General features: G+C 51.4%; 23 protein-coding genes and 1 riboswitch. Of the genes, 4 read left to right on the top strand and 19 right to left on the bottom strand.

Going from position 1 to position 23986, the window contains the following annotated elements:
- Positions 1-867, top strand: a complete 867-nt coding sequence (gene asd, locus C3B51_RS06500; protein WP_125720180.1) for an archaetidylserine decarboxylase — start codon at positions 1-3, stop codon at positions 865-867.
- 57 nt (positions 868-924) lie between these two features.
- On the opposite strand, the gene C3B51_RS06495 is transcribed toward asd, so the two are convergent.
- The 8 genes from C3B51_RS06495 to C3B51_RS06460 form a co-directional block, all read right to left on the bottom strand.
- Positions 925-1677 (bottom strand): HesA/MoeB/ThiF family protein, encoded by a 753-nt coding sequence (locus C3B51_RS06495; protein WP_130244534.1) that lies wholly within the window; start codon positions 1675-1677, stop codon positions 925-927.
- A complete protein-coding gene (gene thiE / locus C3B51_RS06490; protein ID WP_130244533.1) occupies positions 1674-3194 on the bottom strand; it encodes a thiamine phosphate synthase in 1521 nt (506 codons plus the stop codon). Before thiE ends, C3B51_RS06495 begins: the two co-directional genes overlap by 4 nt.
- 84 nt (positions 3195-3278) lie before the next feature.
- Positions 3279-4070: a thiazole synthase gene (locus C3B51_RS06485; protein WP_430929835.1), complete on the bottom strand. Its 792-nt coding sequence runs from the start codon at positions 4068-4070 to the stop codon at positions 3279-3281.
- Between the two features lie 2 nt (positions 4071-4072).
- A complete protein-coding gene (gene thiS / locus C3B51_RS06480; protein ID WP_125782407.1) occupies positions 4073-4270 on the bottom strand; it encodes a sulfur carrier protein ThiS in 198 nt (65 codons plus the stop codon).
- Positions 4267-5286, bottom strand: coding sequence for an FAD-dependent oxidoreductase (locus C3B51_RS06475; RefSeq protein ID WP_130244531.1), 1020 nt, complete (start codon positions 5284-5286; stop codon positions 4267-4269). The genes thiS and C3B51_RS06475 overlap by 4 nt, the downstream gene beginning before the upstream one ends.
- 40 nt (positions 5287-5326) lie before the next feature.
- Positions 5327-7279, bottom strand: coding sequence for a phosphomethylpyrimidine synthase ThiC (thiC, locus tag C3B51_RS06470; protein WP_125720192.1), 1953 nt, complete (start codon positions 7277-7279; stop codon positions 5327-5329).
- A gap of 164 nt (positions 7280-7443) precedes the next feature.
- Positions 7444-7545, bottom strand: a riboswitch (TPP riboswitch).
- A 28-nt stretch (positions 7546-7573) separates the two neighbouring features.
- Entirely contained in the window at positions 7574-7990 is a 417-nt protein-coding gene (locus C3B51_RS06465) for an META domain-containing protein (protein WP_130244530.1), read from the bottom strand.
- Between the two features lie 98 nt (positions 7991-8088).
- The gene (locus C3B51_RS06460) at positions 8089-8478 is read right to left on the bottom strand and encodes an acyl-CoA thioesterase (RefSeq protein ID WP_130244529.1); all 390 of its coding nucleotides are present in this window, start codon (positions 8476-8478) and stop codon (positions 8089-8091) included.
- A 105-nt stretch (positions 8479-8583) separates the two neighbouring features.
- Here C3B51_RS06460 and C3B51_RS06455 point away from each other — a divergent pair, with 105 nt between their 5' ends.
- A complete protein-coding gene (locus tag C3B51_RS06455; protein ID WP_130244528.1) occupies positions 8584-10677 on the top strand; it encodes a TonB-dependent receptor in 2094 nt (697 codons plus the stop codon).
- A gap of 67 nt (positions 10678-10744) precedes the next feature.
- On the opposite strand, the gene speD is transcribed toward C3B51_RS06455, so the two are convergent.
- The 9 genes from speD to fabR form a co-directional block, all read right to left on the bottom strand.
- Positions 10745-11548, bottom strand: coding sequence for an adenosylmethionine decarboxylase (gene speD / locus C3B51_RS06450; RefSeq protein ID WP_054016943.1), 804 nt, complete (start codon positions 11546-11548; stop codon positions 10745-10747).
- A gap of 86 nt (positions 11549-11634) precedes the next feature.
- Positions 11635-12048 (bottom strand): OsmC family protein, encoded by a 414-nt coding sequence (locus tag C3B51_RS06445; RefSeq protein WP_046004954.1) that lies wholly within the window; start codon positions 12046-12048, stop codon positions 11635-11637.
- A gap of 82 nt (positions 12049-12130) precedes the next feature.
- A complete protein-coding gene (locus tag C3B51_RS06440) occupies positions 12131-12469 on the bottom strand; it encodes a DUF3802 family protein (RefSeq protein ID WP_164518220.1) in 339 nt (112 codons plus the stop codon).
- Between the two features lie 175 nt (positions 12470-12644).
- Positions 12645-14117: a succinylglutamate-semialdehyde dehydrogenase gene (gene astD, locus C3B51_RS06435; protein ID WP_130244527.1), complete on the bottom strand. Its 1473-nt coding sequence runs from the start codon at positions 14115-14117 to the stop codon at positions 12645-12647.
- A gap of 13 nt (positions 14118-14130) precedes the next feature.
- Positions 14131-15159, bottom strand: a complete 1029-nt coding sequence (astA, locus tag C3B51_RS06430) for an arginine N-succinyltransferase (RefSeq protein ID WP_125720201.1) — start codon at positions 15157-15159, stop codon at positions 14131-14133.
- A 75-nt stretch (positions 15160-15234) separates the two neighbouring features.
- Positions 15235-16446 carry an aspartate aminotransferase family protein gene (locus C3B51_RS06425; protein WP_125720203.1) on the bottom strand — a complete coding sequence of 404 codons (1212 nt, stop codon included), beginning with the start codon at positions 16444-16446 and terminating at the stop codon, positions 15235-15237.
- Positions 16447-16768: 322 nt separating this feature from the next.
- Positions 16769-17944, bottom strand: a complete 1176-nt coding sequence (locus C3B51_RS06420) for an HDOD domain-containing protein (protein ID WP_125720205.1) — start codon at positions 17942-17944, stop codon at positions 16769-16771.
- 44 nt (positions 17945-17988) lie between these two features.
- On the bottom strand, positions 17989-18570 hold the full coding sequence (locus C3B51_RS06415; RefSeq protein ID WP_130244526.1) for an anthranilate synthase component II: 582 nt from the start codon (positions 18568-18570) through the stop codon (positions 17989-17991).
- Between the two features lie 64 nt (positions 18571-18634).
- Positions 18635-19276, bottom strand: a complete 642-nt coding sequence (fabR, locus tag C3B51_RS06410) for an HTH-type transcriptional repressor FabR (protein ID WP_125720209.1) — start codon at positions 19274-19276, stop codon at positions 18635-18637.
- Between the two features lie 115 nt (positions 19277-19391).
- Between fabR and C3B51_RS06405 the strand changes: the two genes are divergently transcribed.
- Both C3B51_RS06405 and sthA read left to right on the top strand, forming a co-directional pair.
- Entirely contained in the window at positions 19392-20525 is a 1134-nt protein-coding gene (locus tag C3B51_RS06405; protein WP_125720211.1) for an acyl-CoA desaturase, read from the top strand.
- Between the two features lie 41 nt (positions 20526-20566).
- Complete coding sequence (sthA, locus tag C3B51_RS06400) at positions 20567-22003, top strand: Si-specific NAD(P)(+) transhydrogenase (RefSeq protein ID WP_130244525.1); 1437 nt, start codon at positions 20567-20569, stop codon at positions 22001-22003.
- Positions 22004-22028: 25 nt separating this feature from the next.
- Here the strand turns inward: sthA and C3B51_RS06395 are convergent, their stop codons facing one another.
- Positions 22029-23279 carry a hypothetical protein gene (locus C3B51_RS06395; protein ID WP_240701859.1) on the bottom strand — a complete coding sequence of 417 codons (1251 nt, stop codon included), beginning with the start codon at positions 23277-23279 and terminating at the stop codon, positions 22029-22031.
- Positions 23272-23934: a methylamine utilization protein gene (locus C3B51_RS06390; RefSeq protein ID WP_130244523.1), complete on the bottom strand. Its 663-nt coding sequence runs from the start codon at positions 23932-23934 to the stop codon at positions 23272-23274. The genes C3B51_RS06395 and C3B51_RS06390 overlap by 8 nt, the downstream gene beginning before the upstream one ends.
- Positions 23935-23986: the final 52 nt, after the last annotated feature.

The following is a 23986-nucleotide window of genomic DNA, read 5'->3' as shown; positions in this document are numbered from 1 at the left end:
GTGAACTTGGATAAACTAAAGATTGCCCTGCAATATGCTTTACCCAAACATGCCGTATCACGTTTGGTGGGAAAACTGGCCGCAGCCGAAGCGGGTGCACTGACAACCACCTTAATTAAATTGTTTATCAAACAGTACAAGATAGACATGAGTGAAGCCCTGCATGAAGATCCAGCTCACTATAAAACCTTTAATGAATTCTTTACCCGTCCGCTGAAGCCGGGGATCCGCCCACTTGCCGAAGAAGCCAGCATTGTGGCTCACCCGGTCGACGGTGCCATCAGCCAGTTAGGCGATGTGGTCGATGGTCAGATCATTCAAGCCAAAGGCCATGACTACAGCCTGCAAACCCTGCTGGGGGGCAAAGAATCCGACGTAGCGCCGTACCTTGGCGGTAAGTTTGCCACCATTTATCTGGCGCCCAAAGACTATCACCGCATTCATATGCCCCTTGATGGTACGCTGAAAAAGATGATCTACGTACCTGGCGATCTGTTCTCGGTAAACCCGCTGACTGCGCAAAACGTCCCTAATCTGTTTGCTCGGAACGAGCGAGTTGTCGCAATCTTTGACACTGAGATAGGTCCACTGGCTATGGTACTGGTGGGCGCCACCATAGTAGCCAGTATCGAAACCATCTGGGCGGGCACGGTTACGCCACCAGCCGGTAAAGACGTCTTTAGCTGGGATTATCCCGCAGAAGGCGACAACGCCGTTAAATTGAAAAAAGGCGACGAAATGGGCCGCTTTAAGCTGGGCTCGACGGTTATTTTGGCCTGGGGAGAAGATAAAGCCGACTTCCTTGCCAACCAGTTACCAGAAACCGTTACCCGCATGGGCACCCCATTTGCGACCATCCGCGACTAGCCGGATCACGCGCTCAAAAAAGCCCGCATTTGCGGGCTGTTTTAATCGTTCGTGGCATTAGCCACACACATCACATGCCGCATCCCTTTCCAGCGTAAACTGCCTTTGCTGCAAGCTCAAAGCATCGACCACTATCATTTCGCTGTGTGTATCAGGCACATCAGAGATAATTAAACTGACCGCTTTCATCGCCTGCATAGAGCCAATGATACCCAATAACGGGCTCACCACACCTGCGTTCTGACAATTCAATACCGGTTGCGCAGAAGACTGTGGAAAAATGCAGTGATAACAGGGCGAGGACGCCCTGAAATCAAAGGCCATAAACTGGCCCTGAGTACCCAGCGCGGCACCCGAGATCAGCACCTTACGCTGTTGTACGCAATACTGATTGAGCAAGTAGCGCGTAGCGAAGTTGTCGCTGCAATCCAGGATCCAGTCACTGTCTTGCAATATGCTGTCTATATTGCTGCTACTAAGCTTCACAGGCTGTGGGATCAGTGAAATTTGGTTATTCAGGCTCGCTAAAACCTTACCCGCTGCCTTCGCTTTTGGCTGACCGATGTGACTGACCTTATACAAAATTTGCCTTTGTAAATTAGACAGCTCAACCGCATCATCATCACAAAAAGTCAGCTGCCCGACTCCACTTGCCGCCAGATAAAACAGCGCTGGGCTGCCCAGACCCCCACAACCAACCACGGCCACCCGCGCTTGTTTTAGGCGCAGCTGACCGGCTTCCGACACTTCGTTGAGCAGTAAATGGCGGCTGTACCTCAACCGCTCTTTGTCACTGAGCGCTGTACTCATGACTCGCCTGTAGCCCGCTTCAGGTCAATAATGGCCTGTTTATAATCCGCCGCCTCGGTAATGGCACGCACCACCGCCACACTGCCCACTCCGGTGGCAGCAACCTGAGGTGCCCGTGTCAGGTCAATGCCCCCAATAGCCACAGTAGGATAGCTTTCACGCATCAGAGGCACAAAGTGCCTGAGCTTTTCGAGCCCCTGGATCTGTCCGGTCATGTCCTTAGTGGTCGTCGGGTAAATCGCGCCAAACGCCAGGTAGCTGGGCCGATAGTTGTGGGCCCGCAGCATTTCATAAAACCCATGCGTTGACACGCCCAAACGTAACCCCGCCTGCTGAATGGCAACCAGATTCGCCGAATCCAGATCTTCCTGACCAAGGTGCACCCCATAAGCGCCATGGCGAATGGCCAGCTCCCAGTGGTCGTTAATAAAGACCCGGCCCTGATATTTTTCACCCAGGGTGATTGCACACTGTATGTCTTCTTCCAGGGTCGTGTGATCAGCCTGTTTAATTCTGAGTTGCACCGTTTTCACGCCCTCAGCCAAACACTTCTCAACCCAGTCTACCGAGTCAACGACGGCATAAAGCCCCAGCTCTTCTCCCACCGGCGCAAAGCCGGCAGCAAAGTTAAACTCTTCACTAACCACAAATTCCAGTTCATCACCCAGCCAGCTGCCTGGCTCTATCACCTGAGGAAAGTCCGAGATATTCTCTGGAAATCCGCAGTGTGCCAAGGGGCCCCTGCCTTCACCAAAGCGCTGCGCTAATTTCAGCCCCTGATTGATATAGGCCTTAGCCAGAATGAAGGCATCTTTGATCGGGTAACCTTTGGCCAGGCAAGCCGCAACAGAAGAGGCAAAGCTACAGCCGGTGCCGTGGCTGTGTGGCGTTTGTATCGCCTCATTACCCAGCCAATACTCTTCACCTTCACTCCAGCAATAATCGATGCAATAACCACTGGGATAATCCCAGTGACCCCCTTTAATGATCACCGATTTGACGCCACAGTCACGCAGCTTACGGGCAGCGTCTCTGACGGCATCCGGACCAATCAGATATACGCCAGTCAATACTTGCGTTTCCTGCGTATTAGGCGTGATCACATCGACCAGAGGTAATAAGTACTTTTTCAGCGCATCCAGGGTATCTTCTTCGGTCAGCGCATCGCCACTGGATGCAATGGCAACCGGGTCGAACACAATCACAGGGGGATTGTCCCAGCGACTCTTGTACTGCGCCAGATGCTCTGCCACTAGCTGGATCTGTGTGCTGTTGGCCAGCATGCCAATCTTAATCACGGTTGCTTTTAAATCGGCTTCGAGTGCCAGCAGCTGAGATTCCAGCACTTCACTCGAGACCGCGTTGATCTCTTCAACCGCCAAACTATTTTGCGCCGTCAGCGCGGTTACGGCTGTGCAGGTTTGCACACCAAAACTGTGCATTGCTTTGACATCCGCCTGAATCCCGGCGCCGCCGCCCGAATCCGACCCGGCAATGGTCCATACCAGTTCAGCCACAATTACTCCTACTTACTCTGTTGAACATGGGCGCATGATTAAGTACTTTGCGCCACAAAGGCTTAGCGTCACTATAGCGCGTGTTTAATTCTGATGCCAAAAGGGCATCCCCATCGTCGGGGTGGAAGGCGCTGCAACTTCTTTCTCCGGCATGGCCTGCGCCACATAGGCGGCACGCCCGGCAACTACCGCATGATTAAAAGCACTGGCCATGGTTACCGGACAACCGGCACCGGCAATGGCAGAGTTCAGCAATACGGCATCGTAACCAAGCTCCAGGGCCTGAACGGCATGCGAAGGTAAACCGAGTCCCGCGTCGACAATCAGGGTATGGCCAGGCAAACGCTCACGAATGGTTTTCAGATTATAGGGATTGAGTAACCCTTTTCCGGTGCCAATGGGCGCGCCCCAGGGCATCAGTACTTCGCAGCCCAGATCCGCGAGGCGCTGACATACCACTAAATCATCGGTGCAATATGGCAAGACTTTAAACCCCTGCTTTATCAGGATGTCGGTGGCTTCCAGCAGGGCAATCGGATCGGGCTGTAAATTATACTCGTCGCCAATCAGTTCCAGTTTGATCCAGTCAGTTGCAAACACTTCCCGGCACATTTGCGCCAGTGTCACCACTTCTTTAACACTGTGACACCCGGCGGTATTGGGTAACACCCGCAAACCGGTATCCTTGATCAGTTGCCAGAAGTCGTCTCCGGCCGACACTGAGTTCTGTCGTCGCAAAGAGACGGTGACGATTTGCGCCTGCGAGGCGACCAGGCTTTGCTGCATAATCTCCGGCGAGGGGTAAAGTGCCGAGCCTATCAGCAAGCGGCTGTCGAACTGCTCACCATAAATAGTTAACGGCGTATCACTGTGCATCATTAGCCTCCCTGAATAGGCGATAGCAACTCGATGCTGTCACCCTCTTGCAGTCGCTGCTCCGCTAACGTGCTGCGCGGCACAAATTGCCCGTTCAACGCCACCGCAAAGGGTGCCTTTGCCCCTTGCGCCTCAATCACCTCCAGCAAAGACTGTGGCTGTGACAGCGTGAGCGCCTGACCATTGTAACTTATATTCATAATACCCCTTGTTGTAACGCGTGTTGCACTACTGCCGGTGCCAGCAAAAAGCCATGCCGATACAGACCGTTAATGCGGATCACATTATCAGTGACACTAGTATGCGGGCGATTATCTTTATACGCCGGGCGCAAACCTGCGCGCAGCGACATCACCCGCCCCTCAGCAAAGCCACTGTGTACCGTATATGCGGCCGACAGCAGCTCCAGTGTCGAGCGGACCGTGATATCGCCCCGATCCTGAGATTCAATTTCGGTCGCACCGATGACAAACTCATGATTTGGTTTGGGCGCGATATAGAGCGGATAACGCGGATGCATCAGACGCACCGGACGCTGCAAACTCACCTCAGGCGCATAGATGCGGGCAACTTCGCCACGCACCCCACGCAGCCCGGGGCTGTCGTCTTTGGCATCCAGCCCGCGGCAGTCAATGATCCAGTCAAACGCTTCACCATTGACCCGCCCATGTGCGATGTGTGCCGCTGCCCCTTCATGAAAGCGCACGCCCATTTTTTGTAAGGTGCTAAGGCTGGCAGCAAAGAATGCCAGATTATCGAGCTGCCCCTCACAGGGTAAATACAACCCCTGATGAAAGCGGCCAGCCAGTTCAGGCTCCAGCGCACCAATGCCGCGACCATCCAGGCTTTGCACCTGATGGCCAGCCAGTGGTTTAAGGCGACGCTGAAAACTCAGCAAATCGCCCCTGTCTTGCTGGTGCGCAACAATCACTGTGCCCTGCTGCTGAAAGAACACCGGCTCATCAAGTTTGGCCAGCAACTCCGGCCATAAGGTCATGGCATGTAAGCCCTGCTCTGCCAGGTCTTGTTCACAGATCACGGATTCGGCCATGGGGGCGAGCATCGCCGCCGCTAAAGTGCCCACACTGGCAGGGGTCGCGACCAGGTCGCGCTCAAATACGCTCAGCTGATACTGCTCTGCCAGCATCAGGGCTGCAACCCGCCCTGCCAGGCCAAAGCCGACGATGGCAACGCGTGGTTTGTTTGTCTGGGACATCTTGCCTCCATACGGGCCCAAAGGGGCCCGCTTCCCTAAATCACAGCGCTTTGTGGTAAAGCTCCGACCCCGTCTCTTTGAACTCGCGTGATTTATTTTTCATTTCGGCTTCCACATCAATCATTTTGATGGCGATGGCTTCGCCGGCATTGTTTGGATCTATGCCCTCGGCTTCGAGCTGTTTGGCATAGTCGCGCACATCCTGGGTGATCTTCATAGAGCAGAACTTAGGACCACACATAGAGCAGAAGTGCGCCACTTTACCCGACTCCTGAGGCAATGTTTCGTCGTGATAAGACAATGCCCGCTCCGGATCAAGGCTCAGATTGAACTGATCGTGCCAGCGGAACTCAAAACGCGCTTTAGAAAGGGCATTGTCACGGATCTGCGCGCCCGGATGACCTTTGGCCAGATCCGCCGCATGCGCCGCAATCTTGTAGGTGATCAAACCTTCTTTCACGTCTTCTTTATTGGGCAGGCCCAGGTGCTCTTTTGGCGTCACGTAACACAACATTGCGGTACCGTACCAGGCGATTTGCGCCGCACCAATGCCGGAAGTGAAGTGATCGTAGCCCGGTGCAATGTCTGTGGTCAGCGGGCCAAGGGTGTAGAAAGGCGCTTCATGACAGTGCTTTAATTGCTCATCCATGTTTTCTTTGATCAGATGCATAGGCACATGGCCCGGCCCTTCAATGAACACTTGTACGTCATGTTTCCAGGCAATCGTGGTCAGTTCACCCAAAGTGCGCAGCTCAGAGAGTTGTGCTTCGTCGTTGGCATCGGCGATTGAACCCGGACGCAGACCATCACCCAGAGAGAAACACACATCGTATTGCTTCATGATCTCGCAGATGTCTTCAAAGTGGGTGTACAGGAAGTTCTCTTTATGGTGCGCCAGGCACCATTTGGCCATGATGGAGCCACCGCGCGAAACAATGCCCGTCACTCGTTTCGCTGTCATAGGCACATAGCGTAACAGCACACCCGCGTGAATGGTGAAGTAGTCAACGCCCTGCTCGGCCTGCTCAATCAGCGTATCGCGGAAAATTTCCCAGGTCAGATCTTCCGCCACACCGTTCACTTTTTCCAGCGCCTGATATATCGGCACCGTACCAATCGGCACAGGTGAGTTACGTACCACCCACTCACGGGTTTCGTGGATATATCGGCCTGTCGACAAGTCCATGACCGTATCCGCGCCCCAGCGGGTTGACCACACCAGCTTTTCCACTTCTTCTTCAATCGAAGAGGTCACCGAGGAATTACCTATGTTGGCATTCACCTTCACCAGGAAGTTGCGGCCGACAATCATAGGCTCGGTTTCCGGGTGGTTGATGTTGTTTGGCAAGATAGCGCGGCCACGTGCAATTTCAGCACGGACAAATTCCGGGGTAATAAAATCCGGGATCTCGGCACCAAACGACTGACCCTTGTGCTGCTGCGCCAGTAACTCTTCACGAATTTTCGCGCGGCCCATGTTTTCACGAATGGCAACGTACTCCATTTCCGGCGTCACAATACCACGGCGCGCATAGTGCATTTGTGTCACATTTTGTCCGGGTTTGGCGCGGCGGATCTTAGGCAGGTTTTCAAAACGAATATGGTCCAGACCTTCGTCCGCCATACGCTGCTGAGAAAACTGCGACGTGACCGATTCCAGCACTTCGGTATCGTCGCGGTCTAAAATCCACTGCTCACGGAATTTCGGCAAGCCTTTGCGCACATCCAGCTTAAAATCTGGATCGGTATAAGGGCCTGAGGTGTCGTAGACGCGAACCGGTTCATTTTTCTCATAGATAGGCTCTTCTTCCGTGCCGCCAATAAAAGAGTCACTCAGAGTGATCTCGCGCATGCCGACACGCACGCCCGCCTGCTCACCCTCAACATATACTTTCTCGGAATTTGGGAAAGGTTGTCCGGTAAGGTTATAGATAAAATCCGACGCGGCCTCGCGCGACTCACGACGTGATAACTTGCTACTGTTGTTTGACATGACATGCCTCATTGTTAAGTTAAGGTGTCTTGTCAGAACTCCGCAAAGGGAGCGAGAAGGGTCCAAACCAAACCCACAGCAAAGCGCTGTGTGCTGATTTCATTCAGTGGAGCATGTTGGCACAGGCACAACATGACTGGCAACCTAGATATCTTACGATATACCAACTTAGGTAGCTTGTTCCCTACGCAGGCATTAACCTGATCAGGTCCACGGATCCCGCAATACTGCGATCTCAGCCCAGATGGGCACTCCGACAAGTAACGAACTGTGAAAAAGTGTACTGAATCGCGCCTAGTTAGTCAAAGGCTCTGCATCCAGCGCTGTAAATTGCCAGGTTTGCTGGCCTTTAAGGTGTAACTCGTTGTTCTGGATAGTGACAGTGACGCCCTGCTGTAGCATTTCGAGAAACTGCATCTCCCGTGCATCCAGCACATCACCACAGGACTTTCGGGTCATCCCCAGCTGACTCAGCTTGAGGGTCTCAGACGTCATATTGCCCTCGGCAAAAAACCGATTACACCCTGCAAAGCCAACCACCTGCAAGGCATCCAGAAACTCGATTTCTATCGGTGAGGCCTCTGTAACAAAGTGACCATCAACCTGTGCTAACTGCCAGTGAGAGTGCTTAAGCTGTTCCCTGGTTACCTTCCCTGTACTGGAACATGCCATTAATACGCACATCAGGCATAAAAGAATGGAATTTTTCATGGTAAACCAACCGCTTAAAATATGATTAATATTATAACGTCAGGCGGTGTGGAAAAGGCAGTAAAAATCTGTAATTTTCTGCCTTTTTAGTAAAAATATCAGACGAAAAGCTGATCAATTTCCTCAGGTAGGAACGGACGCCCCCGTTCATTCACGGATGTCCCGGTGACAACCGCATCCAGCATGAGCTTGTCGTCTGCGGCGCGGATAATACGCTGGATAAATGCGAACTTCAGTTTGCTCACCCGCAGTGTTTCAACTTCAACATAAAATACATCGCCCGGTTTCAATGAATCTTTGTAATTCATTTCAGAGCGGATCACCACCAGGTTGATTTTTTGCTCTGCAAGCGCAGCAAAATCGACGCCGTTGGCAATCAAAAATTCATGCCTGGCATGCTCCAGATAATTAAAATAGACACTGTTGTTCACTATGCCCTGCAAATCACATTCGTAATCCCTGACTTTGAAATCAAGCTTAAATGTCATGGCTTTTCCTCTTCACTAAGTTGCCGAATTTATAACACATATTAACTGTTAACTGGTCGGGCTTTTGCTACACTGTGCGCAATCAAAAATGGAACAAGATAAGACATGAAGCTTAAACTTTCTTTGCTTAGCATCAGCCTGTTGGCTGCCCTGTCAAACCAAGCCGCCGCTGACGAGTTACCGACAGCCGCGCCCCTTGAAACCATTGAAGTCACCGGCGACTTCCAAAGAGAATCTCTGCAAACACTCAGTGCCAGCGCCAGTGTGATGGGCGAAGTTGAAATGACCCATCGCGGTGCCAGCTATCTGGATGAGCTATTAAATAGTACCGCCAATGTGAACTTTACCGCAGGCGCGTCTCGCGGCCGCTTTGTGCAGATCCGTGGCGTGGGCCTGCGCTCTCAGTTTGTCGACCCAATCACCCCGAGTGTGGGTATGCTGGTCGATGGCATAAACTACTCCGGTCTGGGCGGCAGTGCCTTGCTGTTTGATATTGATCAGGTGACCTTGTATCGCGGTCCTCAGGGAACGCGTTTTGGCGCCGATGCCATGGGTGGGATCATCGATCTGCAATCTCATGCCCCAACCCAGGACAGCGCCTTAAAACTGCGCGTTGGCGCGGGTAACTACAATAGCTATGAAGCCGGCCTGGCGGCAGGCACCGGATTAACGGACAGCACCGCGGGGCGTATTAGTCTGTATCAACGCGGCTCAGACGGCTATGTCGATAACCTGTATCTGGATAAGCCAACTCAGGATCAGCAAGAGCGACTGGCCCGCGTAAAACTCAACAGCCAGCTGACAGACACACTAACAGTGAACCTGGCCGTACACCACATCGATATCGATAATGGCTATGATGGCTTTACGCTGGACAATACACGTCACAGTGTGGCTAACCTGCCAGGTAAAGACACCCAAGAAAGTGATGCCTTTGCACTTAGCACCCTGTATACCGGCCTGAGTGCTTTTGATATTGAGTTCCAGGGCACCGGGCTACAAGCCGATACAGTGTATAGCTACGATGAAGACTGGACCTGCCATGACGCGACCCAGCCTAAGCTTTGCGCCGCAGGCCTGCACCCGGACCACTACGAAAGCTTTGACAGCTATCTGCGCGATCACGAACGTGGCACGCTGGAAGTCAAGCTAATGGACAAGCAGGGCGACTGGGTGATTGGCGCCTACGCACAGCGTCGTGATGTCGACCTGACCCGTCAGTACACCTGGCTGAGCAATGATTTTCGCTCCAGCTACGATGTCTCCAGTCAGGCGCTATTCGGTCAGAAAGTCACATATCTGAACGAGCAGACCCGACTGATCACGGGATTGCGAGTGGAGCGCTATGACAGTGAATACCTAGATACCAATGGTTTTGCCATAGATCAGGATGACACTATGGTCGGTGGTAAGCTGGCGCTGGAATATCAGGTTGTGCCTCGCACCATGATCTATACCAGCCTGAGCCGGGGTTATAAGGTCGGTGGCGCCAATGGTGAAGCGCTGGCCAAAGCCAAAGATGAAGGCTTCAGCATCCCGGCCTCAGCCTTTTCGTTTGAGCCAGAGTACCTGTGGAATGCAGAATTTGGTGTAAAGGGTCAGTCTGAAGATAAAAAACACACCCTATCTGTTACCGCATTCTATATGGAACGCGAAGACATGCAGCTTAAACAGTGGCGCATTGACGGTGTTCAGTTTGCCGGCTTCATCAGTAATGCGGGTAAAGGCGAAAACTATGGTCTGGAAATCGAAGGCCAGCGCCTGATCACAGATCAGCTGACGCTGAACTACAGTCTCGGCTATCTGGACACTAAAATAGAAGACTTTGTGACCACCTCAGGTGCCAACTTCGATGGTCGTGAGCAGGCACAGGCGCCCAAGTATCAATATGCCTTCTCAGCAGACTATAGCGTGCTGGAAAACCTGGTGCTGAGTGTGGGTGTAGAAGGCAAAGATGATTACTTCTTCTCAGACAGCCACAACGAGCAGGCACCGAGTCAGAACCTGATTAATGCCAGCGTAAGTTATTATGGTGAACAATGGTCACTGACTGCCTGGGGTCGTAACCTAGCCGACCGTGATGTCCCGGTCAGAGGGTTTTACTTTGGTAATGATCCACGCGATGGCTACACGGCGCGAAACTACGTGCAGTACGGTGAGCCGCGAGTCTTTGGCCTGACCTTCACGTTTGATTTGTAAATTCGAACGAGTATGAAACAAAAAAGGCGCTCAGTGAGCGCCTTTTTTAACGGTTAATACCCGCTGCTTACTCAGGCAGGTTGCGACCGTAGAACACTTCCTGTATCTCACGATTCAGGCGCTCACGGATCTGCTCTTCCTCATCTGCGTCCAAATCATCCGTTGTGATACCAAACAGGTAGGTATTCAGATCGGTTTCTTTGAGCATCATCTTAGTGTGGAACAGGTTTTCCTGATACACATTCACATCCACCATGTGATACGCCTCTTTGGTATCTTCGGTCATGTAGTTCTGGATAGAATGAATAGCATGATCGATGTAATGCTTTACGCCATTGACGTCGCGGGTAAAACCACGCACACGGTAATCAATGGTGACCACGTCTGATTCTAGCTTGTGGATCAGGAAATTCAGTGCCTTCAGCGGTGAAATAATGCCACAGGTCGATACTTCAATATCGGCACGGAAAGTACAAATACCATCGTGCGGATGTGCTTCTGGATACGTGTGCACACAAATATGGCTTTTATCCAGGTGCGCCACCACAGAATCCGGTAACGGTCCTGGTGTTTCGTTGCTGTCGAACGTTTGCTGCTCTACCGGCTCTTCCGATACCAAAATAGTGACACTGGCGCCCTGCGGATCATAATCCTGGCGGGCAATATTCAGTACATTGGCACCAATGATATCGACTACGTCGCGCAGAATGTCGGTCAGGCGATCGGCACTGTACTGCTCATCGATGTATTCCAGATATTCTTTACGCTGCTGTTCGGTCTTGGCATAGCAAATATCATAGATACTAAAGCTTAAACTCTTAGTTAAGTTGTTAAAGCCGTGGAGTTTAATTTTATCAAAGGGCTTGTTCACGATAGACCCACCTTAAAACGTGAAAATCTGCGCTGCAGAAATAAAAGTTCGCGGATTTTATACGAAAATAGCGTCGCAAAAAAGACCTATTTCGCGCTGTTTTCAACCACTTCATGGCTGTGAGTAATTTCTACCGCTTTTTCAAGCATTAAGGCTACCGAGCAGTATTTTTCAGCAGACAATTGTACTGCGCGCGCCAGGTGCTTTTCAGACACATTATTGCCAGTCACCACAAAGTGTAGATTGATTTTGGTGAATACTCTAGGCGCACTGTCCGCACGCTCTGCACTCAGCTCCACAGTCACATCACTGACATCTTGCTTGGCCTTTTTCAGGATGCTGACAACATCCACAGATGAGCAACAGCCTGCCGACATCAACACCATTTCCATCGGGCTGGGCGCTGCGCTGTCTGCGCCTGCGTCGAATACCACATTATGACCAGAATGAGAGCGACCAATAAAGGTATCTCCGTCAACCCACTTCACACTTGCTTGCATGTTTATTATTCCTCGAGTTCCTAAAACTAATAACACCGCCAATAGGCGGTGTTATATTTGATACATAGCAGCGACGACTGCGTCAGTTTATTGCATTGTCGAACAGGTTCTTAACCAGCCCGGCGAATTCCTCAATAAACTCTCTTTGTTCTTCAGTAACGCGCTGCTCAGTGACGCTGGAGAGTACTTCCTGCAGATCATACACTATGCCGTCCACTTCTCTGACTATCAGGCTACGTTGTTCGGTCGTCAACTCGGTATGTTGCTCACAGAGGCGGATCACGTGCTCAGCAATCACATCTTCTATTAACTCCAACACCTTAGGTGCGTTGGCTTTCACCACACCCGGCTTCTCAAACAAGGCTAAGTGTTGCGTTAGGTACATGACTAACTCATCGTATCCTTGTTTATCTAAAACCATATATTGCCCACCTGAATGTATCAATGACATCTCCTATTGATTTAAGCAGAAACTAGTTTTGATTGCTACTTTTGATATTTGCAGACCAACAAAAAAGCAGCCAAGTTGACGCTTGGCTGCTTTTTTCAATACTAAAGGGTGAGAAAATAAGGGTTTATTCTCACTGAGTATGATTTTACTCGATAGTCAGGCCCGGACTCAAGGTGCCTGGCAAAGTCACTTTGTCCAGCTCAACCGAAGCCACCGGGTATGCACAGTAGTCTGCTGCATAGTAAGCACTTGCTCTGTGGTTACCAGATGCACCGATACCACCAAATGGTGCGGCACTGGATGCGCCTGTGATTGGACGGTTCCAGTTCACGATACCCGCACGGCTGCGACGCAGGAAGTGCTCATAATCGGCCTGGTTATCGCCCAGTAAACCGGCAGACAAACCAAAGCTGGTGTCGTTGGCTTTTTCAATCGCGGCATCGAAGTCGCTGTAACGGAATACTTTCAGTAACGGGCCGAAGTGCTCATCATCAGGGAAGTCGGTAACCTTAGTACACTCAATGATGCCTGGCGTTACAAAGCCTGTGCCTTCAGTGTGTGTCAGCTCAAGCAAAATCTCACCACCAAGCTCAACCAGTTGTTGCTGTGCAGCAACCATACCAGCAGCGGCATTGTTAGAGATCATTGAGCCCATAAACGGCTGATCTTCGGCATCATAGTTGCCGATCTTAATCGCTTTAGTGGCTTTAAGCAGTTGCGCCAGGATCACATCGCCCTGTTCGCCTTCTGGCAGGAACAGCTTACGCGCACACGTACAACGCTGACCGCTAGAGATAAACGCGGACTGGATGATGTCATGAACGGCTGCTTTGGTATCAGCAACGTCTTTAACGATCAATGGGTTGTTACCACCCATTTCCAGTGCCAGAATTTTGCCAGGCTGACCTGCGTACTGCTCGTGCAACAGGTGACCGGTACGAGAGGAACCTGTGAAGAACAAGCCGTCGATGCCTTTGTGTGAGGCCAGGGCTTTACCTGTTTCTACTTCACCCTGTACCAGGTTGATCACCCCTTTCGGCAGACCTGCCTGCTCCCATAGCTTCAGCGTCAGCTCTGCCACATAAGGCGTCAGTTCTGAAGGCTTGAAGATCACAGTATTACCCGCCAGCAGGGCCGGTACAATATGACCGTTTGGCAGGTGGCCAGGGAAGTTATAAGGACCAAATACCGCAACCACGCCGTGTGCTTTGTGACGAATAACCGCACGACCCACTGGCATTGGGTTTTCAACCACGCCGGTGCGCTCATGATAGGCTTTTTCAGAAATCGCGATTTTACCAACCATGGCGCCCGCTTCAGTGCGCGTTTCCCACAGTGGCTTACCGGTTTCCTGTGCAATGGCCACAGCCAGTGCTTCACTGTTTTCTTTCAGTAGCTCAGCAAAGCGCTTAACCACAGTTAAACGTTCTTCAAACGCCAGATCCCCCCAGCTGTAGAAGGCTTCGCGGGCCGCTTTGACGGCACTGTCAACTTGCTCTGCCGTTGCCGCGTTGGCACGCCAGATCTCTTCGTTATTGGCCGGGTTTACCGACGCAAATGCTGCGCCTTCACCTAAGCGCCACTCACCATTGATAAATTGTGCTGCGTGTGTTGTCATAATTCTTTCCCAATTAAAGAGTTGCAATACTAACGGTGTCACCGTCAGCGATCTGCAGGGCCTTCGCCACCGCACCAGGGATGGCAACTTCTGTTGCTTTTTCTGGCAGCGTTAACGTCAGTGCCGTCGCACGATATCCCGCTAGTTTATCATTAGCTATCATGACGGGGGAACCTTCTGCGTCAATCTGCATCGCATCGTCAATGCGCACTGTGTACTTACGTACTTCGCGCACGGTGCGGATGTTGTCAACTTTGGCTTCTACCGTGGGACCTGCGTCGAAGATATCGACATAGCCGTTAAACGTAAAACCTTCGCTCTTAAGCAGTTCAATGGCCGGGCGCGTGTTGTCATGGACTTCACCCACCACTGACTGGGCCTCTTTGCTCAGCAGGTTGACGTAGATAGGGTACTTAGGCATCAGCTCGGCAATAAAGACTTTTTGACCAATGCCGGTCAGGTAATCCGCAGTCGGAAAGTCCATTGAGAAGAAGTGCTCTTCCAGCCACTGCCAGAATGGGCTGTCGCCATTCTCATCAGACACACCGCGCATTTCAGCAATCACAGTATCCGCAAAGCGGTCACGGTGCTGGTTAATAAACATAAAGCGTGACTTAGACAATAACTTGCCATTCAGCCCGCGGCGGTATTTATCGCGCAGGAATAATGTGCACAACTCAGTGGCGCCGGTGTAGTCATTACACAGGGTCAGAATATCCACTGCTTTGTAAACATTCAACGTCCGCGATGAGTGGATCACTTTACTTAAGTGGTAGTGATAAAAGGCATCATCAAGACCCACTGCGGCTTCGATGGCGCTGGTACCAACCACTTCACCGGTTTCACTGTCTTCAAGCACAAACAGGTAACCTTCATCAAAAGGCACGTCTGTTTCTTTAGCGAATGAAGCAACTGAGCGTTCGATCTTGTTTTGCAGCAATTCTTCATTGACCGGCAATGAAGTAAAGCCATGCCCCGACTCCTGGGCAATGTTTAAAAGCGCTGAATAATCGCTTTTCTGGATTGGGCGAAGGATCATCATGAGCCCGCTTACTCCTCAAAAAATGTAGATAGCTGAGTCGCACATTAAGTGCGACCCACATGTCACCGACTGGTATTAGGCGTTGTTTGCAACCACTTTGGCCACAGCCGCTTCAAAGCGCGCCATACCTTCACGGATATCCGCATCAGGGATCACCAAAGAAGGGGTGAAACGTACTACGTTCGCACCGGCAACCAAAGACATCACGCCCTGGTTAATACCTTCTACCAGGAATTCTTTCGCTTTACCCTGATACTTGTCGTTCAGTACACCACCCAGTAGCAAGCCTTTACCACGGATCTCACTGAACACCTGGTGCTTCTCGTTGATCTCGGTCAGCAGCTCGCGGAACAGCGCTTCTTTAGCTTTAACGCCATTCAGTACTTCCGGAGTATTGACTGTGTCCAGTGCCGCTTCTGCAACGGCACACGCCAGCGGGTTACCGCCGTAGGTTGAACCATGTGTACCAATCTTAAGGTGCTTTGCAATCTCAGTAGTGGTGATCATCGCACCGATTGGGAAACCGCCGCCCAGCGCTTTAGCTGTGGTCAGGATATCAGGTGTCACACCCAGTCCCTGATAGGCATATAGGTCACCAGTACGGCCCACACCGGTTTGTACTTCATCAAAAATCAGCAGCGCATTGTGCTTATCACACAATTCACGCACGCCTTTCACGAAGTCCGCTTCTGGTGAAATGATACCGCCTTCACCTTGCAGTGGCTCCATCATTACCGCACAGGTGTTGTCTGAGATCAGCGCTTCCAGTGCCGCCAGATCATTGTAGTCGCTGTGCACAACATCGCCCGGCTTAGGACCAAAGCCATCTGAATACGCAGCCTGACCACCCACGGTGACAGTGAAGAAAGTACGACCGTGGAAGCCTTTATTGAATGCGATGATTTGTGATTTGTGCTCACCGAAGTTATCCAGTGCCCAGCGACGCGCCAGCTTTAATGCGGCTTCGTTGGCTTCTGCACCAGAGTTTGCAAAATAAACTTTGTCTGCGAAGGTCGCATCAGTCAGTTTTTTCGCCAGGCGAAGCGCTGGCTCATTGGTCATGACGTTAGACAGGTGCCAGATTTTCTCGCCCTGCTCTTTTAGCGCTGCAACCAGTGCCGGGTGACAGTGACCCAGACAATTTACTGCGATACCGCCCGCGAAATCGATGTATTCTTTGTCATTCTGGTCCCATACACGTGCACCTTCACCTTTAACAGGGATTACTGCAGAAGGTGAATAGTTAGGCACCATTACCTGATCGAAAAGTTCACGATTGATAGTCATTTTGATTCCTCATTTTGGTGAGTACAGCACTCAACCGGGGCAGGCAGTGATACATGAAATCTCAGCGACAGCGATGTAAAAGACCTGAATTTTTCCCAATTGGTGCAAAATTCATACGCTCATTATTTCAAAAAAAAGCGCATTTGTCTCATATTAAACACCGCGCTAGCCCTTTATATTCAAGGGATTAGTATATAATTGCAGTCTCAGTGAATAACTATTAAGGCGTCCATAATTAACGCCCCTATAACTTCAAGGCGTTTACTGAGATCTGTTACTTGCCCGTAATGAATGAATAAGCGAGAAAAAAGTGTGGTTTTTTTTAAAGAATTGTCAATTGCAGGCTTTGCAGTGCTGTTTTTGACAGCAGATCTTGCTCTTCTGCGGTGAGCTGATTGTAAGCGAGCCAGTCTTTGGCTTCATCTGCCTCCAGCAAATGGGTGTCTTTGAGTACCTGATATTGCGCATAGCAATAGGCTTTGCGCACCACCTGGGTGAGTGGCAGTTGCTCCGCGGCATGATTATGCGCCTTTGGCAGATAGCTTTGCGCAAACTCTTCCATTGCGGCATTGAACGGCAAGTAACGAAATTCCATGCGCTCTATCAAATACTGTGACACAGTTGCCGAATGCTCCAGTAACAAGTTGCGTAGAAACAAGGGGTCGGGCTCCAGGCCCACCAGTGCGGTGTGCAGATCTTTTTGCTTTTTATCGCGGGCGATTTTCACTTTGCCCTGCCAAACCCGCTCGAAAGTACGCAGGTATAACCGGGTCAGCGCAATTTTACCGACATCCAATAACATCCCCAGAGTAAACGCATGCTGCGCTTTGACGTCGTACAATGGGGCCAGTGTTTTAGCGGCAATGGCGGTTGCCATGCTCATATCGCGCAGCTTGCGCTTCAGCAGCGGGAAAGGTTCGGTTGAATGTGGCATCCAATGACGCATCGCAAAGGTTGGGATCACCATTTGCAGGTTTTCCAGTCCCAGATAGCGTAGCGCCAGTGCCGGTGTGTCGACCTTGACCGTCGTACCTTTGGTGCTCTTTTTACGATACTGAGGCAGATTGACCAGCGAGACTAAGTCGCGCCCCAGCCAGGACAAGTCATTGACCAGCGGCTCTAACCGGCCGACTGACGCCGATTTAACCGCCAGAATATCCAACACCGTAGGCACGGCTTCCTGTATCCCCACCACTTCATGGTAAATCGTATCTAAATCTTCCAGCTGCGTATTGATGGCCGCTTCTATGACCTGATGCAAGTGGGTACTGGCTTTAGCAATATATTTGTGATGACTGGTGCTGCGCTCCTGACGTTTGGCAGACGCTGCGAGTTCTACCTCAAGCATAGTGCGTTGTGGTATGCGCTCGCCAAAATTCATATCAAAAGTATGAATGTAGCCTATTTGCTGCTGCGCAAAGTTATGGCTTATTAGTACATCATGGGCACGCTCTGCCAGAGCCTGTGCTATCCGAGATTGCCTAATGTCATCAGTCATCTATTATGTTCTTTTTCGGTATTGTCGGGGTTGCTTTTTTAAGGTTAGAAGCGACTGATAAAGTTATCAAGTAGCTGCAGGCCATGCTCCGTCAGAATGGCCTCAGGATGAAACTGAACGCCTTCCAACGCTCGCTCAGTATGGCATAAGCCCATGATTTCATCTAGTTCACCCGCACTATTTTGCGTCCAGGCCGTGACCTTCAACACATCGGGTAAAGTGTCTGGTTGCACCACCAGCGAGTGATAGCGGCACACCTCAAATTGCCCGGGTAAACCGTTAAAGGATCCGCTGTGATTATGCACCAGCGTTGAGGTTTTACCATGCATAACCTGCCTGGCACGCACCACCTTTGCGCCCAGTGCCTGTGCGATGGTTTGATGGCCCAGACAAATGCCAAGAATGGGGATCTGCCCCTGAAAAGCGTCAACCACTGACAAGGATATGCCCGCCTCATTGGGCGAACAGGGCCCAGGTGAGATAACAATATGATCCGGGTTTAATGCGCGAATATCAGACACCGATAGCGCGTCATTACGATGCACCACCACCTCTTGGTCAAGGCGTTGAAAATATTGCACTAAATTGAATGTAAATGAATCATAGTTGTCTATCATAAGTAGCATACTGCGCTATCCTTGTGATGGCATTGTAAAGCGGTTTGTGTGTCATTGTAGCGTCCGGGCCCGGTTACTGGCCCGGTGCCTTAGTGGTGGTTGCCTGGCTTTCTTTTTGATAACCCGACGCCCCTTTAACGATATATCTGAGCTGCCAGATCAATCGCTCGGTTAATTCTGCGCGCTGCTGGGCATCCTGATCCAAAGCTTCTGCCCCAGAACTGAATACCAGTGTCACCATAGCTTCTGCTTGCATATAAGCATGATTGGCATCACAGGGGGTTTCGGTCTCCAGGTAGTGAGACAGCTCCATGATGAAGTGCTTGATCTCTCTGGCGACCGCGGCCCGAAATGCAGGCGAGGTGCCGGAGCGCTCGCGCAGCAGCAAGCGAAACTGGTTGCTGGATGTCTCGATGAACTCCATAAAGGTCAGCACAGACGTGTGGATCACGCTTCCGCCCCCTTTGGCGATTCTGCGCCGCGCCTGGCGCATCAGCTGACGCAATGTTAAACCAGCCTCGTCAACCATGGTCAGGCCGAGCTCATTCATGTCCTTAAAATGGCGATAAAACGACGTAGGGGCAATACCAGCCTCCCGGGCTACTTCACGCAAACTGAGATTGGTAAAGCTATGCTCAGCACTGAGCTGATTAAACGCCGCCTCTATCAGTGCCTGACGGGTTTTTTGTTTTTGCTGGGCACGGACGCCTGACATGGTCGCAGTTCCTATTATTTATTAGCTCAGATCAATAATAGTGGGAGTCTAATACTTGACGGCGCAACTTTGAAATATTATTTTAGCGTACAAGTGTACGCTGAGATTTCTAAAAATGAAAAAACCCCCTTTATTGTGGACTAATGTCTTATTCTTTAGTCTGTCCTTTCTTGCTGCGATTACGTTAGTGCCCTGGTATGGTTTTGAGTATGGCTATACGACCACCCACTGGATTGCGTTTGTGGGCTGCATGTTTTATGCCGGTATGTCGATCACCGCGGGTTACCATCGTCTGTGGGCACACAAAGCCTACGATGCTCACCCAGCTATTCAGGTCTTCTTTGCCTTTGGCGGCGCCTTTGCACTGCAAAACAGTGCCCTGCACTGGAGCAGCGACCACCGCATTCACCATGGCCAGGTCGACGACCCGATAAAAGACCCCTATGCGGCAACGCGCGGGTTCTGGTACAGCCATATTGGCTGGATGCTCAGAGACTATCAGGGTGAAAGCTATGGCGATTACAGCAATGCTCGCGACTTACAACGCAATAAAATCGTAATGTGGCAGCACAAGCACTACCTGAAACTCGTCCTGCTAACCAATATTGGTATTCCGCTGGCACTTGGCCTGATGCTGGGTGACGTACTCGGCATGCTGCTGTTAGCCGGTGTATTGCGTCTGGTACTGAGCCAGCATTTCACCTTCTTCATTAACTCACTGGCTCATATCTGGGGCAAGCGTCCATACACCGAGAAAAACACCGCCCGGGACAATGGCTTTCTGGCGCTGTTGACCTACGGTGAGGGCTATCATAATTTCCACCACATCTTTGCCAGTGACTATCGCAACGGCATTCGCTGGTATCATTACGATCCCACCAAGTGGATGATCCGCGGTCTGTCGTACCTTGGCCTGGCCAGCAAGCTCAAACGCACTCCGGTTGAACGAATAGAAAAAGCCAAAGCAGAAACCTTGCTGAATAAGACTAAAGTTACCCTGGCAAAATTGCCTTTGGCGCAGGATAAGCTTACATTGTTACAACAAGAGTATGATTTACTGCTGAAAAAACTTCAGCATTTCTGTGCCGTGCAAAAGCAGGTACTGGAAACGAAAAAGCATGCTATGCGCGAACAATGCGAGCAGTCAGCCCTGTTAAAACAGTATCAAGAACTGGAGCAGGCCTGGCAGGCGCAAAAGCAGGCATGGCTGGCATTAAACTCGAGGTTGTTAAAGGGCGCCACCAGCTAACCCTAAAAGCGGCCTCACAAGTCATTATTTAAGGTGAGGCCGTGACTAAGAAAACCTCCACAAAAGCACCCACGCAACAAGCATCCTACCAGTATGATGCGATCATCATTGGCACAGGCCCCGGCGGTGAAGGGGCCGCCATGAACCTGTCCAAAAGCAATCGTAAGGTTGCCGTGATAGAGCGGCAAAAAGGTGTCGGTGGTGGCTGTGTACACTGGGGCACTATCCCTTCTAAAGCACTGCGCCACTCGGTCAGCCGTTTAATCGAATACAAAGCCAACCCGCTGTTTCGCTTTAGCGAGCGTCCGCAACGCCTGACCTTTCAGGATATTTTGCACCATGCCAGTGACGTGATCAGCAAGCAATCCAGCCTGCGTTCCAGCTTTTATGACCGTAATCGTATCCACCTGTATCAGGGCGATGCCACCTTTGTTGACGCCCATACTATTCAGGTGCAGCATCTGGACGGCTCACAGGAGCTACTGACTGCGCAAACCATAGTGATTGCGACCGGCTCTCGCCCTTATCGTCCACCCGGCGTCGACTTTGACCACCCACGCGTCTATGACAGTGATACCATTTTGGACTTAACCCACAACCCGCAGCGCGTACTAGTTTACGGTGCCGGGGTGATTGGCTGTGAGTATGCGTCTATTTTTAAAGGCCTGGGCGCCAAAGTGGATCTCATCAACACCCGCGATCGACTGCTGTCGTTTATGGATGATGAGATCTCCGATGCACTGAGCTACCACTTCTGGAACAGCGGCATTGTGATCCGCCATAATGAAGAATTTGCCAAGGTTGAAACTCAGGACAAGGGCGTCGTGCTGCACCTGCAATCCGGAAAAAAGGTCAAAGCAGACTGTATTTTATGGGCCAATGGCCGAACAGGTAATACCGACGCACTGAACCTCGACGCCATCGGCCTCAAAGCCGACAGCCGTGGTCAGCTCAAAGTCAACGAGCATTACCAGACTGAAATCGACAATGTCTATGCCGTGGGGGATGTGATTGGTTACCCAAGCCTGGCCAGCGCGGCCTTTGATCAGGGTCGTATTGCAGCACACGCCATTGTCCATGGTAAGTGCGATGACCGCCTGATCACCGACATTCCAACCGGGATTTACACCATTCCGGAAATGAGCTCAGTGGGCAAAACCGAACAACAGCTGACCGCCGCCAAAATTCCATATGAAGTTGGCCGGGCGCAGTTTAAACACCTGGCACGCTCGCAGATCACCGGCACCGAAGTCGGCTCACTCAAACTGCTGTTTCATGCTGAAAGCAAAGAAATCCTCGGGATCCACTGCTTTGGTGAACGCGCCTCGGAGATCATTCACATCGGCCAGGCCATTATGGAACAAAAAGGCAAAGGCAATAACGTCGAGTACTTCGTCAATACCACCTTTAACTACCCGACCATGGCTGAAGCCTACCGAGTCGCTGCACTCAACGGCCTGAACCGTTTGTGTGACTAACCTTGAGCAGATTTGGGCTGCGCGGTTAAAAGCGCAGCTCAGCACTGGCGCGCCACAGTTGTTCAATTTGCCGCGTTGGTACAGTAAAATCGGCGCGGTTTGCCACCTTAGACTCCAGGTATTGAAATTCCATTCCGACATGCCAGCGCTCGCTTAGCTGCCAGCGGCCTGTCAGCGTCACCGCACCTCCCTCGCTGGTATTCGGGTCAAAATCCCAGAAGTCTCTGTCTTTAACATCAAACTGCTCTATCCGCCCACTGACACGGTAATCCTGCCATTTATGGGTCAGCAGAATAAACTGGCTGCTAAAGTCGTTATCCACCCCACGGCGCTTGCCCATCGCGGTATTACCGGCCATAGCCTGCATCACAAGGTGTGTTGAGCGAGTGATCTTGAAGCGGTAAGCCGCACTGTAAAACTTGGTATCCCAGGCATATTGCCCGGTATGATAATTCACTACACTGGGGTCGCCGTTATTATCGTACCAATACAGGCGTACGGTGTGACGCTTCTGATAATCCCAGTGCGCACCTACGTAGTAGCCAAACCGGCCATCCACCTCAGTAAAGGGCTCTGACCGCCACGCCTGTTTTGCCAACGGCGGTGCGTTTAGGGCATTAATGGGCGCAAACGCAATGGCTTCATTGAACACACTTTGCCGGTCGTGCACAGCCCAGCCACGCCAGGCCAGCAAAGTTCCGGCCGGATCATTGCCCTTATACAAGGCCCCAACCAGCTCCCAGTTATGGCCTGTACGCTGGCGTCGCGACAATCGGTTATCGCTGTGCTTAAAGCTCACTTCTGTGCCAAAGGTGCGGATCTCCTCACCAAGCCAGGCATTGATGGCGCTGTAACTGTAATTGTAGGGAGACGACCAGCCGATATCCGGATTTTCCAGCGACATTCGCGGATAAAAACCGCCAAAGCGCGCCTGCCACTGCCTGGGCCCTTTATTCAGAGTATGGTACTGAGCAAACAGCTCGGTAAAACCCAGTTTACTATCCGGATCAGGCACATATTGTGCGCTGGCCAGTAGTGACCAGGTGCTGCCGAGCTCTGTGCGCAAGTCAACCGCTGCTCTGCTGAGGTTCAGCCGCTCGGACTCAGTGCCAAAGCGATTAACTGATACGCCCCGGTTATACCAGGCGGCATATTCACTGTTACTTTGCCAGCTTGCCTGAAGCACGCCCTTGTACTGAACAGTGTTTGCCTGTGCCGCCGCACTGAACAATGTACTGAGACCTGCCAGTGTCAGCCAGTGAAGTGATTTATTCATAGTCATCAAACTCATCGCTGAAATCGTCCTGGAACATGCCAAGCGCTTGGCGTAATTGCACTTTAAGTTGCTCGCCCGCTTTGACTGCCGACAACCGCTCACTTTGCGGCTTGTCGAGATCAACAAACCCTTCATGCCAGACTTTCAACTCAACATTGTTGAACTGCCCCGCAGGTAATGAGATTTGCGCCTTGCCCTGAGCATCCGTCACGGCAAAATGGGTTGAATCAACCACCAGAATGTACCCCAACATCCAGTCATGGATATTACATCCCAACTCAACGGCGCCGGTCGCCGCAAAGGTCAGCGCCTGCGGGTGGTCGCGATAAAGCTTAAACTCGAAGGTTTTTGCGGGGGAAAACGAGTAAACATGGTGCAAAATCGAATCATAGTTAGGAAAGGACACTTGCGCTTGCTTAGGCACAATCAGCAGGTGCGGTTCAAACGCCCGGTTTTTTTGGCCCATTTTATAACTGCGCTTAAGGACCTGGGCGTCGTCTGCCAGACCCTGACCAGTTAACCACACCGCCGCGCCAGGCAGTGCCTGGCCTTGATTATCCAGCACCTGTACCGAAAGCTGCCCGGCCACTGCACTGGTTGCGGCCAGCAACAAGGCAGTCACAGACAGACTAAGAATATGTTTTAATTGAATCATTGCCTAAAAGCTCCTTGCGGTCTGGGTTTAGTATAGGCCACAGATGTAGACC

The sequence above is a fragment of the Pseudoalteromonas rubra genome (assembly GCF_004212645.1).
Lineage (GTDB): Bacteria > Pseudomonadota > Gammaproteobacteria > Enterobacterales > Alteromonadaceae > Pseudoalteromonas > Pseudoalteromonas rubra_G.
Note: the sequence above shows the minus strand (reverse complement) of the source record. Positions and strands in the feature narration are given on the sequence as shown.